This is a genomic window from Butyricicoccus intestinisimiae (assembly GCF_018918345.1).
GTDB lineage: Bacteria > Bacillota > Clostridia > Oscillospirales > Butyricicoccaceae > Butyricicoccus_A > Butyricicoccus_A intestinisimiae.
The window spans coordinates 85,420-97,508 of the sequence record NZ_JAHLQI010000006.1 but is presented as its reverse complement, the minus strand read 5'-3'; the positions used below and the strand labels follow the sequence as shown (position 1 = coordinate 97,508).

The window sequence follows — 12,089 nt, the reverse complement described above, 5'->3', positions numbered from 1 at the left end:
CCTCCCACACCAGCTTATGCTTGCGCGATATGCAGTAAAATTTCTGTCATAACATCCATTTGTTCCGCAATCGCGTGTTCATACGGTCCATGCAGGGCATATGCTCCGGTTCCAAGATTGGGGCACGGCAAACCGCGAAAGGACAGCTGCGCGCCATCCGTGCCGCCGCGCACCGGATTGGATACCGGCGTCAGTCCCACAGCGCGAATCGCCCGTTTTGCCTGTTCTACAGCGTCCGGATGATGCTGCAAAATCTCCGCCATGTTGCGGTACTGCTCGCGCAGTGTCAGCGCCGCTGTACCTGCTCCGTATGTTTCGTTGATTTTGCGCTCGATTTCGCGCATAGTTTGCTTGCGCTGTGAAAATTTCTCCGCATCATGGTCGCGGATGATATAAGACAGCTTTGCCGCAGAGACATCGCCGGACATATCGCACAGATGAAAAAATCCCTCGCGGCCTTGGGTCTTTGCCGGAATTTCATCCGGCGGCAGCATACCGTTAATTTCCATTGCCACCAGCGCGGCATTGACCATTTTGTCTTTCGCATCGCCCGGATGCACGGAGACACCGGCAATGCTCCAATCGGCAGCTGCAGCGTAAAAGGTTTCCCACTCCACTTCATTGGGTGCACCGCCGTCCACCGTATAGGCGTAGCTGGCACCGAATTTTTCCAAATCGAGCAGGGCGGCGCCGTGCCCAATTTCTTCATCCGGTGTAAAACACACACAGATTTTTCCGTGCGGAAGATTGTCCTGTACCAGTCGTTCGCACATGGTCAGAATTTCCGCTACGCCCGCCTTATCATCTGCGCCGAGCACCGTTGTTCCATCAGTCGTGATGACGGTCTTTCCAATCGCCTGTTTTAAATCGGGAAACTGTACCGTGTCCAGCGTGCGGCCGCTGGTTCCCAACGCGATTTCTCCGCCATCGTATTCTTTTACGATTTGCGGATGAATCTCCGAGGTGCCAAATTCATTGACAATATCTATATGCGCAATGAATCCAATCGGCGGACACTGTTCTCTGCCCGCCGTGGCAGGCAGAAATCCATACACATAGGCATGCGCGTCAACCGAAACGTCCGTCAGTCCAATGTCCCGCATGTCCTTCGCCAGCACCTGCGCCAGCGTCATCTGTTCCGGTGTTGACGGCGTTTGCTCCGCATGGTCTTCATCGCTTCCCGTGTAAATCACGGCATATTTCAACAATCGTTCGCTTGCTTTCATACGACTTTCCTTGTTTTACCTTTCCTATAAAAAGATGTATGTCTGCTATCTCTTGTTATTTTACCTCTTTTTGGTCAGAAAATCTACAAGATATCACTGCGAAACACAAAATGTAACAAAAATTTCATGTTTATTCAAACTCTTTTTGGAGATTCATGCTATAATACAGGTATTAAAATGTATCATGATAGAAAAGGAGGTTCGTTTATGAATCGCATCCTTATTATCGGCAGCGGCGCATCCGGTATGGCTGCCGCTATTTCTGCCGCACAAGCCAATTCTTCCGCCCAAATCACCATTTTGGACGGTCTGGATCGCATCGGCAAAAAAATTCTTGCCACCGGAAACGGCAGATGCAATTTGACCAACGCGCAGATTGCGCCGGGACATTATCACACGCAGAATACCGCCCGCCTGAACGAGCTGCTCGCAGACATGCCGGCAGAACGTCCGCTGACATTTTTCCGCGAGCTGGGATTGTACTGTACGGAAGAAGATCGCGGGCGCATCTATCCATACAGCCGACAGGCTTCCATGGTGCTCGATGTGCTCCGTCTGGCACTGCGGCGATACCACATACAAATCCAGCAAAACTGTACGGTTCGCTCGCTGTCTGTCGACAAGAAGGTGTTCACGGCGCAAACCGAATCCGGTAAAACCTTCTGTGCCGATGCTGTGATTTTAGCAGCCGGCGGACGCGCCGCGCCCAAGCAGGGCACCAACGGCACCAGCTATCCGCTTGCGCTGCAAATGGGTCATCGCTATGCGCGGCTGTACCCCTGTCTGGTTCCGCTGCGCTGCGGACAGCAGACAAGCATGCTCAAGCAACTCAAGGGCATCCGCGTCATTTGCCGCGCCACGCTGTTTGACGGCAAACAGAAGCTGACAGAAGAATTGGGCGAAGTACAGCTGACCGATTACGGTCTCTCCGGCATTCCCGCCCTGCAGCTGTCGTGCTGGATGAACAAACCCATACAGGAACAGGCATATACCGTTCGTCTGGATTTATTTCCGGACTGGCAGCACAACGAACTGCGCAGCATTTTGCAGCAGCGCGTCAAGCAGTATCCCACCGACAAGATCGAGGACAATCTGCTCGGACTCATCAACAAAAAGCTGCTGTTCGCCGCGCTGGAAACGCTGCATTTGACGCCAATTGACAGACCATCTTCTTCTCTGAAACGGCAGGATATCGACGCATTGGTGTCTCTGCTCAAGGGCTGGGACTTTCCGATTACCGGCGTACAGACATGGGATCACGCGCAGGTTACCGGCGGCGGCGTATTTTTGAACGAAATCGACAACCGATTCCGTTCCGTCAAGCAGCCGGGTCTGTTTCTCGCCGGTGAAGTTTTGGACATTGCAGGCGATTGCGGCGGATACAATTTACACTGGGCATGGTGCTCCGGCATAACAGCTGGCGAAGCCGCTGCAGAGTACATCGCGCACGAATAAACACGAGGAGATTATGCCATGAAAGAAGTCAAAAACCCCAAAAAGCCTCTGATCTTTTACTACGGAGTCATTTTGTTGGTCGTGATTCTGCTGAACCTGATCGCAGGGCCGATGCTCATGCAGCATCAAGTCAAGGATGTCGATTACGGCACGTTTTTGAGCATGATTGCTGACAAAAACATCGGAGAAGTCGAAATTGACAACAGCGAAATTATTTTTACCGACAAATCCAACGAGACCACATACAAGACCGGTAAAATGGATGACCCGCAGTTGGTACAGCGTCTGTACGATTCCGGCGCAAAATTTGAGCAGGAAATCCAGCAGACCACTTCCCCGATTCTCAGCTTCCTGCTGACCTTTGTTCTGCCGCTGATTATCTTTGTCGGCCTCGGGCAGTACATGGGCAAAAAACTCATGGATCAGGCAGGCGGCAAAAATTCCATGATGTTCGGCATGGGTAAGAGCAATGCCAAGATTTACGTCCAATCCACAGAGGGCATTCATTTTGACAATGTCGCAGGCGAGGACGAAGCAAAGGAAAACCTACAGGAAATCGTAGATTATCTGCACAATCCGAACAAATATACCGCCATCGGCGCTTCTATGCCAAAGGGCATTTTGCTTGTCGGCCCTCCGGGAACCGGCAAAACCATGCTGGCAAAAGCTGTCGCAGGCGAATCCGGTGTGCCGTTCTTCTCGATGTCCGGTTCGGAATTTGTAGAGATGTTTGTCGGCATGGGCGCCTCCAAAGTTCGCGACTTGTTCAAGCAGGCAAAGGAAAAAGCGCCGTGCATTGTCTTTATCGACGAGATTGACGCCATCGGCAAAAAGCGCGACGGACAAATCGGCGGCAATGACGAACGCGAACAGACGCTCAACCAGCTGCTCACCGAAATGGACGGCTTTGAGGGAAACAACGGCGTCATCATTCTGGCAGCAACAAACCGTCCGGAGTCACTGGATCCGGCGCTCACGCGGCCGGGTCGTTTTGACCGCCGCGTTCCGGTAGAGCTGCCGGATCTCGCCGGACGAGAGGCGATTCTCAAGGTACATGCCAAGAAAATCAAAACCGCTGACGATGTCAACTATCACACCATCGCCCGCATGGCAGCCGGTGCATCCGGTGCAGAGCTGGCAAACATCATCAACGAAGCGGCGCTCCGCGCTGTCCGCGACAATCGTTCTGTTGTCACGGAAGCGGATTTGGAGGAAAGCATCGAAGTTGTCATTGCCGGTTATCAGAAGAAAAACACCGTGCTGTCCGATCACGAAAAGCAGGTTGTTGCCTATCATGAAATCGGCCATGCCTTGGTTGCTGCGATGCAAACGCACTCCGCACCGGTACAAAAAATTACCATTATTCCGCGTACCTCCGGCGCCTTGGGCTACACCATGCAGGTGGAGCAAAACGACAAATATCTGATGTCCAAAGAGGAAATCGAAAACAAGATTGCCACTTTCACCGGCGGACGTGCCGCAGAGGAAGTCGTTTTCCATGAAATCACGACCGGTGCCTCCAACGACATTGAGCAGGCAACCAAGCTCGCCCGCGCCATGATTACGCGGTACGGCATGAGCGATTCGTTCGGCATGGTGGCAATGGAAACCGTCAACAACCAGTATCTCGGCGGCGACACATCTCTCGCCTGCTCCGCCGATACACAAAACGAAATCGACAGAAAGGTTATCGAGCTGATTCGAACACAGCACGAAAAGGCGCGTAAGATTCTGTCTGAAAACCGCCAAAAGCTGGACGAGCTGTCACGTTTTCTGTACGAAAAGGAGACGATTACCGGCGAGGAATTCATGGAAATTCTCAACCGACCGGAACAGCCGGAAGCACTTTCTGAGAACACAGAAAGTTAACTACACGAAAAAATCCAGTCCCGTTTGGGACTGGATTTTTCTGTCTCTGTATCTAATTTACGTTTTGTCCATGCCATCGCTGACAGCGTGCGCGATGAGCCGGATTGCCTGCTCGACATCACGCAGATTTACCATTTCTGCAGCAGAATGGATATACCGCGTCGGAATGCTGACTGCACCGACCTTGACGCCGCCGGCGGTTCGCTGAATCGCACCGGTGTCCGTGCCGCCAAATTCCATAATTTCCCGCTGTACCGGAATGTCGTTTTCCTGCGCGACACGATACAGCGTCTGCTTTACCTGCTGGTCACAGATGACCGAGTGATCCATAATCTTAACCGCCGGACCTTCTCCCATCTTGACTGCCATCGGATATTTACGTTCCGGCAAGTCTCCGGTGTCCGTCACATCGACTGCAATGGCATACTCCGGCTGAATCGCAAATGCCACAGTCTGTGCACCGCGCAAGCCAACTTCTTCCTGTGCAGTAAATGCCACATATACATCGCTGTCACACGGCAATTCTGCCAGCTGCGCCATGACGCCAATCAGCGTCACACAGCCAATGCGGTTGTCCAGATACGGCGCACAAACAACATCGCCCTGCTTGTGCGGCTGTTCATCATATACGGCAAAATCACCGACCTGTATCAGCTTTTCCGCTTCTTCCTTGTTTGCCGCTCCAATGTCCAAAAACAGATTGTCAAATCCCAGCTTGGAAAATTCGGTCTTTTCTTCAAACGAAATCACGCCGCGCGTTCCGTTTTGGAAACGAACGCGTCTGTCTATCAAATCGCCGAGCATAAATCCGCCGACCTGTGCAAAGCGCGCAAATCCCTTGTCATCTATATGCGTCACCACAATGCCGATGGAGTCCATATGCGCTGCGAGCAAAATCTTCTTGCCGCTGCCCTTGCGATGATAGATCAGATTGTTCATCGTGTCAATGTGATGATTCCAATCGCCAATATTCTGCACATTGTCCGCAGTCACTTCACGGATTGCCTGTATCGTGTCTGTTTCTCTGCCGGACGGGCCGAATGCCGCAGACAAATTGCAAAATGCTTCATAAATATCAAAACTCATGATTCTTCATCTCCCAAATACGTCAGAAAATGTCGGGCCAGCGCCAGCATGCTCTGCATATCCTCCAGAGCCGCCACACTGGACGGCGAATGAATATAGCGAACCGGCACAGCCAGTCCGGCTGTCAAAACGCCGGTTCTTGTCAGGTGAATGCGTCCAGCATCTGTGCCGCCCGCCACGCGGTGCTTGGTCTGCCACGGAATCGCATGCTCCTCCGCCAGCTTGCGCAGGGTTTCAAACATCTTCTGATGATAGATTGTCGAGCGATCCATAAACGGAATGACAACGCCCTTGCGCAGACCGCACACCTGCTTGGCACCGTCTACTTCTGCCAAATCCGCCGCCGTTGTGCCTTCCAGTACCAGACAAACATCCGGATTCAGCGCAAATGCCGCACAACGGGCGCCGCGCAAACCAACTTCTTCCTGCACGCCAAATACAAACCACGTGTCGACTGCCGGCTGTTCCTGCAAAATCGTCAGCATAACGGCACAGCCCACACGGTCATCAATCGCTTTTGCCTTGAGCAATCCGTCACCGAAGCGAACGCATGCAGAATCAAACACACCGTATGTGCCGAGCGGCACTTTTTTCTGTGCTTCTTTTTTGTCTGATGCACCGATGTCGATGTACAGACTGCTGGTTTTCGGCATGGTCTTGCGCTCCTCGCGCGTTGTCAGATGAACCGCCTTGATGCCGACAACGCCGCGCACATCGCCAAATAAAATGCGTCTGCCGATGACCACACGCGGATCTACGCCGCCGACAAAGCCGAATTTCACACAGCCGTCATCGGTGTATCCCTTACAAATCACGCCGACCTCGTCCATGTGGGCGGACAGCATGACGGTCTTGTCTATGTGCTGCTTTCCCTTCCGGAAAATCATCAGATTGCCGAGATGATCCTCTCGAATCTCATCGGCATACAGCTTTGCCTGCTCCAAAATAAAATCGTGCACGGCGTCCTCACAGCCGGACGGACCGGGCAGGGCGCACAGCTTTTCTAACAGCTCGATCATACGCGCGTCACCTCCCCATCAAATTCCTTCAAAAATGCCGCCATCAAATCGCTGACTGCCTGTACATCACACAGCTTGATGGTCTCAATCGGCGTGTGCATATATTTGAGCGGAATGGACAGCAATCCCATCGCAATGCCGCTGCGCACCACCTGCATATCCCATGCATTGGTGCCGGTATTGCCCTCCATGACTTCAATCTGATAGGGAATTTCCTCCGCACGCGCTGTTTTTATCATGCGATTGGTCAGACCGCGATGCAGATTCGGCCCCATGCCGACGAGCACACCACCGCCAAACGCAAACGCGTCATCCGAACCGCTGTCCGGTGTTTTGGCATGGCTGACGTCCACCGCAATGCCGTAATCCGGCGCCACGCGGAAGGATGCCGCCAGCGCACCGAGCGAATCGGTCTCCTCATGCACCGAACCGCACACAACAACATCAACATGCAAATCGACATCCTGCAGCTGCTTCATCGCTTGTACAATCGAGACAAAGCCCGCGCGGTCATCCAAGCACTTGCCGGTAATCTGTCCGTCCGTCAGTTCATACGGCGGCTGTGCAAATACAATCGGTGTTCCAATCGGAATCACAGATTTTGCATCCAGCAAGCCCGTATCAATCAGCATCTCATGCATTGGCACCGCTTTGTTCTGTTCCCCTGCCGCCAGCAGATGCGGCGGCGTACAGGAAATTACGCCGTATCGCGGTGTCTCTGTCAAAATGGTCACCTCAGCGCCGAGCAGCATGCGCGGGTCAATACCGCCCACCTGCGTAAAGCGCAGGAATCCGCCTTCGAGCACATCTGTAACCATAAAACCAATCTGATCGAGATGCGCATCGAGCAGGACCGTTTTTGCATTTGGCTTGCCGCAGCTCTTCCAGCCCAACACGCTGCCGCACGCGTCAAATGCTACGCGGTCGCAGTACGGAGCCAGCAGCTCTGCCGCCTTCTGTGCAGCATGTCCTTCAAATCCGGTCACACCGTCTGCGCTGCACAGCTGTATCAGCATATCCTTCACAACGTTTTCCTCCTCGTCATTGTTTCCCGTGTTTATTATACGCCACTTTTACATGCTTCGTCAATCGACAAGCGCATTGCAAAACCGTTTCAGATATGATACACTGGCAAGCATGATTCGAAATAACATACAATATCAGATCCCGCCGGAATTTGACGGATGCACCGCAGACCGGTTTCTGCGCGCGCAGGGCTTCTCGCGGCATCTGCTCATTCAAACCAAATATCAAGAAAACGGACTGCTGCTGGACGGCATTTCCATTCGTTCCAACCAAAAACTGCACGCAGGTCAAATCCTGCGTGCAGCCATTCCGCACATCGAACCAAACGAAAATCTCGTTCCCGTCGATTTGCCGTTTTCTATTGTCTATGAGGACAGCGACCTCATTGTTCTCAACAAGCCCGCCGGCATGCCTGTCCATCCGTCTCACGGGCACTACGATGACACACTATCCAACGCCCTCGCCTATTACTATCGGCAGCGCGGCGAATCGTTTACCGCCCGTTCCGTCGGCAGACTGGATCGGGATACCTCAGGTCTTGTGTTGTTTTCTCTGCATGAGTTGTCCGCCTGTATTTTGGCGGAACAAATGCGCAATCGGGAAATTCACCGCGAATACCGCGCCATCTGCACCGGTACCCTGCCGGAGGCGGGCTGCATTCGTGCGCCGATTGCGCGCGCGCACGACAGCACCATCGAACGCATCGTAGATGACGTGCGCGGCGAGCCTGCCGTCACGCATTTCGAGCGATTGGCTGTCTGCAACGGATTTTCTCTTGCCGCCGTCCGGCTGGAAACCGGACGCACCCATCAAATCCGCGTGCACATGAAGCACATCGGCCATCCGCTGCCCGGAGATTTTTTATATCATCCCGACTACAGCCGCATTGCACGGCAGGCGCTGCACTCGTACAAGCTGTCCTTTCTCCATCCAATCACCAAGCAGCCTATGGTATTCACTGCCCCGATTCCGGAGGATATGCAGGCGCTTTTATCCGACGATGCTCATACCGGCTGATATGCCAGCAGCGGTTTATTTCTCGTTTTACACAGCCAATTTTCAATGGCCTCTTTTACACCGTTATGTTCGTTGTCCGCGACAACCGCATGGCACACCTGCTTGATTTCTTCCGAGGCGTTGTCCACGGCAATCGCCAGTCCCGCCGTCTGCAAAACCGCCAGATCATTCGGCGCATCACCAATGGCGATAACCTGCTCCAGCGGGATATGTAATTCCTGACACAGCTTGCACAGACCCTTGCCCTTGTCCACACCGATGGGCGTCAGCTCCAGCGATGTGCGCTCGGAAAACGCCGCGGTAACTTCCAGCTGTTCCAGCTGCTTCAGCGACTGCACCCGCGCGGTTGTGTCCGGATGATACAGGCAGATTTTTTCCGCCAAATACGCATGCTCCTTGCAGTACGCAGCGACATCCTCTACCAAACGCACATGGTGCAAAAAATGCTCCCGCAAATATTCATTGCGATAATGCTCCAAGACGGCAATGCTGTTTTCGCTGATGACGGATTCGCCGTTCGTCATAATCTGAATCATGATGTCGCGCGGCTGTGCATAGCGCAAAACAGCCCGCGTAATGTCAGGGGCGAGCACTTGTCTGCTGATAACACACTGTTCCTGCCAATCGTACAGCAGGCCGCCGCTCTCGCACAGCACATATCGCATTTGCGGAAACAGCGGAAAAAACTGTTTTACTTCTCCCAAGGCGCGTCCGGTGGAAAAAATCACTTGTTTCCCCATATCCAGCGCACGATTGATCGCCACAACATTCTCAGAGGAAATTTCTTTTTTCGCATTGAGCAATGTTCCATCCAAATCAGTTGCCAATAACCGATATTCCATCATCCGCCCTCCCATCTCTTTTTTTCTGGTTTTATTTTACCACAATTGTTTTCTTGTTACAATTATATTTTACCGCACATTTCTGCAAAATATAAGAAAAGCCGCGCAAATACACACATATGTGCATTTGCGCGGCGAAACAGTTTGATCTCGATTTTACAAGATAAATAACCTATTTGTGTTTTGTTTTTGTGTTGTTCCAGCAAAAGTTGTTTTTGTCGACATCCTGCAAACCAAGAAAACCGTTGCTTTCGATGGTGCACGCGCAAGGCGTGACACCTTTGGGAATAGATAAATAAAATAGAGTTGACGAAATAATTTGTTGACTTTTACAGGTTTGCTTCCATAAATGCCTTCAGGCCAGCGGCAGCTTCTTCTTCCTGCGCACCTTCTACGCTGATTGCGATGGTGTCGCCGCCCTTGATGCCAAGACCCATCAGGCCGAACATCTTGCGTGCATCTGCCTTCTTGCCGTTCTTTTCAACGGTTGTAACGCAGTCGTACTTCTTTGCCTCCTTGACAAACATGCCTGCCGGACGTGCGTGGAAGCCCTCCGGATCCGTTACGGTGTACTCAAAACGCAGCATAATAAAAATCTCCTTTCCAAGTATTTACATAATAAAAAGCGTTTTTTGCTTATTCAGCCTTTGTTTTTTTCAGTGCCGACAGAATCACGGCGCCGACAATCGAGCCAATGAGCAGAGCGACCACATACATCAGTGGATGTCCCACAGTCGGGAATACAAAGATGCCGCCGTGCGGTGCCTGCAGGGTGCAGCCAAATGCCATAGACAGGCCGCCTGCGATGGCAGAGCCAACGATGCAGGACGGGAGCACTCGTCCCGGATCTGCTGCCGCATACGGGATGGCGCCTTCTGAGATAAAGCACAGACCCATGACATAGTTTACCAAGCCATTGTTGCGCTCTTCTGTCGTCCACTTCTTCGGGAAGAACGTGCAGGACAGGGCGATAGCAATCGGAGGAACCATGCCGCCGATCATAACCGCTGCCATAACGTCAAACTGTCCCATGGACAGCGCGGCCGTACCAAATACATATGCCGCCTTGTTGATCGGTCCGCCCATGTCCACACTCATCATGCCGCCGAGGACACAGCCGAGCAGGATTTTGGAAGAACCGCCCATCGAATTCAAAACCCAAGAAATGCCGGTGTTGATGGCACCCATCAGCGGGTTAATCGCACACATCAAAATGCCAATCAGAAGAATGCCGCCAAGCGGATAAATCAGCATCGGACGGATACCATCCATTGCCTTTGGCATCTTCTCCGTTATCTTTTCCAAGAATCGTACCAGATATCCCGCTGCAAAGCCCGCAAGCAATGCTGCCAAGAAACCGCCGGATACGCCTGTAATATCTCCGTTCATCAGGCCGGTAAACGAGGTGCCGTTCATCGCGAGCACGCCGCCCGCAAAACCAACTGCCAAGCCCGGTCTGTCCGCAATGGACATGGCGATGAAGCCAGCCAAAATCGGAAGCATAAATCCGAATGCCGCATTGCCGACTGTTTTGAAAAATGCAGCCAGCGGCGTGTTCATGCCGAAATTGGAAGGATCAATGGAATAATCATCGAGCAGGAACGCCAGCGCGATCATAATACCGCCGCCGACAACGAACGGAAGCATATGCGACACGCCGTTCATCAAGTGCTTGTAAATCGCACTGCCTGCGGATTCGTTTGGAGCAGCAGCCGGTGCGCCGCCCGTCGCGTGATAAATCGGCGCTTCGCCGTTCACGATCTTGTTAATCAGCTCTTCCGGCTTATGGATGCCGTCGGCAACGCGGGTGATAACTACCGGTTTGCCGTCAAACCGAGCCATTTCTACATTTTTATCTGCCGCGATAATAATGCCGTCACATTTTGCAATTTCCTCTGCGGTCAGCGCATTTTTCACGCCGCCGGAACCATTGGTTTCTACCTTGGTCGGAATGCCCATCGCAGCGCCTGCTTTTTGCAGGTTCTCCGCTGCCATGTATGTGTGCGCAATGCCGGTCGGGCATGCGGTTACACACAAAATGCGGTATCCCGCCTGCGGAACTTCTTCCTCGGTAAAGCTTTCATTGCCGAAATTCTGTTCCTCTTCCTTTGCAATCAAATCAAGGAACTCCTGCGGTGTTTTCGCCGCATTCAGCTTTGCTACAAACTCTTCATTTGCCAGCAGGCTCATCATGCGCGCCAGCATATCCACGTGCAGATTGCCGTTCATTGGCGCTGCAATCATGAAAAACAGACTGCTCTTGTCATCATCATCTTCGTTGTACTGAATGGGTTCTGCCAATCGGACAACCGCCAGACTCGGCGCTGTAACAACATCTGTCTTGGCGTGCGGAACTGCGATTCCTTCGCCTACATATGTAGAGAATTCGGCTTCACGCGCATAAATTGCCTTTTTATATGCTTCTTTATCCGTGATATTTCCATGCGTGAACTGAAGATCTACCAGCTTATTGATGACGGCATCTTTGTCTTTTGCTTTGACGTTGAGCGCCGTTGCATCGCAGCTGAACAATTCAATCAGCTTCATAT

Annotated in this window: 10 protein-coding genes; 3 read left to right on the top strand and 7 right to left on the bottom strand. The window is 52.4% G+C overall.

Translation table 11 applies throughout. The features are described 5' to 3' along the window. Nucleotides 1-14 precede the first annotated feature (14 nt). Nucleotides 15-1,226, bottom strand: a complete 1,212-nt coding sequence (pepT, locus tag KQI75_RS11055; protein ID WP_216470857.1) for a peptidase T — start codon at nucleotides 1,224-1,226, stop codon at nucleotides 15-17. Between the two features lie 207 nt (nucleotides 1,227-1,433). On the opposite strand from pepT, the gene KQI75_RS11050 reads away from it, so the two are divergent. Together KQI75_RS11050 and ftsH are read left to right on the top strand one after the other, a co-directional pair. After that, complete coding sequence (locus tag KQI75_RS11050; RefSeq protein WP_216470856.1) at nucleotides 1,434-2,681, top strand: BaiN/RdsA family NAD(P)/FAD-dependent oxidoreductase; 1,248 nt, start codon at nucleotides 1,434-1,436, stop codon at nucleotides 2,679-2,681. An 18-nt stretch (nucleotides 2,682-2,699) separates the two neighbouring features. After that, a complete protein-coding gene (gene ftsH / locus KQI75_RS11045; RefSeq protein ID WP_216470855.1) occupies nucleotides 2,700-4,550 on the top strand; it encodes an ATP-dependent zinc metalloprotease FtsH in 1,851 nt (616 codons plus the stop codon). A 57-nt stretch (nucleotides 4,551-4,607) separates the two neighbouring features. Here ftsH and KQI75_RS11040 read toward each other — a convergent pair whose 3' ends face one another. The 3 genes from KQI75_RS11040 to KQI75_RS11030 are packed head-to-tail and all read right to left on the bottom strand — an operon-like array spanning nucleotide 4,608 to nucleotide 7,671. After that, nucleotides 4,608-5,636, bottom strand: coding sequence for a M42 family metallopeptidase (locus KQI75_RS11040; RefSeq protein WP_216470854.1), 1,029 nt, complete (start codon nucleotides 5,634-5,636; stop codon nucleotides 4,608-4,610). Beyond that, nucleotides 5,633-6,655 carry a M42 family metallopeptidase gene (locus tag KQI75_RS11035; RefSeq protein ID WP_216470853.1) on the bottom strand — a complete coding sequence of 341 codons (1,023 nt, stop codon included), beginning with the start codon at nucleotides 6,653-6,655 and terminating at the stop codon, nucleotides 5,633-5,635. Before KQI75_RS11035 ends, KQI75_RS11040 begins: the two co-directional genes overlap by 4 nt. Continuing rightward, entirely contained in the window at nucleotides 6,652-7,671 is a 1,020-nt protein-coding gene (locus KQI75_RS11030; RefSeq protein WP_246566643.1) for a M42 family metallopeptidase, read from the bottom strand. Before KQI75_RS11030 ends, KQI75_RS11035 begins: the two co-directional genes overlap by 4 nt. Before the next feature lie 121 nt (nucleotides 7,672-7,792). Here KQI75_RS11030 and KQI75_RS11025 point away from each other — a divergent pair, with 121 nt between their 5' ends. After that, complete coding sequence (locus KQI75_RS11025; protein WP_216470851.1) at nucleotides 7,793-8,698, top strand: RluA family pseudouridine synthase; 906 nt, start codon at nucleotides 7,793-7,795, stop codon at nucleotides 8,696-8,698. Here KQI75_RS11025 and KQI75_RS11020 read toward each other — a convergent pair. From KQI75_RS11020 to KQI75_RS11010, 3 genes are all read right to left on the bottom strand, one after another. Next, complete coding sequence (locus KQI75_RS11020) at nucleotides 8,686-9,540, bottom strand: HAD family hydrolase (protein WP_216470850.1); 855 nt, start codon at nucleotides 9,538-9,540, stop codon at nucleotides 8,686-8,688. The two genes, KQI75_RS11025 and KQI75_RS11020, sit on opposite strands and share 13 nt — an antisense overlap. Nucleotides 9,541-9,869: 329 nt before the next feature. Then, a complete protein-coding gene (locus tag KQI75_RS11015) occupies nucleotides 9,870-10,127 on the bottom strand; it encodes an HPr family phosphocarrier protein (RefSeq protein WP_216470849.1) in 258 nt (85 codons plus the stop codon). A gap of 49 nt (nucleotides 10,128-10,176) precedes the next feature. Further along, nucleotides 10,177-12,087 carry a PTS fructose transporter subunit IIABC gene (locus KQI75_RS11010; protein ID WP_216470848.1) on the bottom strand — a complete coding sequence of 637 codons (1,911 nt, stop codon included), beginning with the start codon at nucleotides 12,085-12,087 and terminating at the stop codon, nucleotides 10,177-10,179. Between the last annotated feature and the right edge of the window lie 2 nt (nucleotides 12,088-12,089).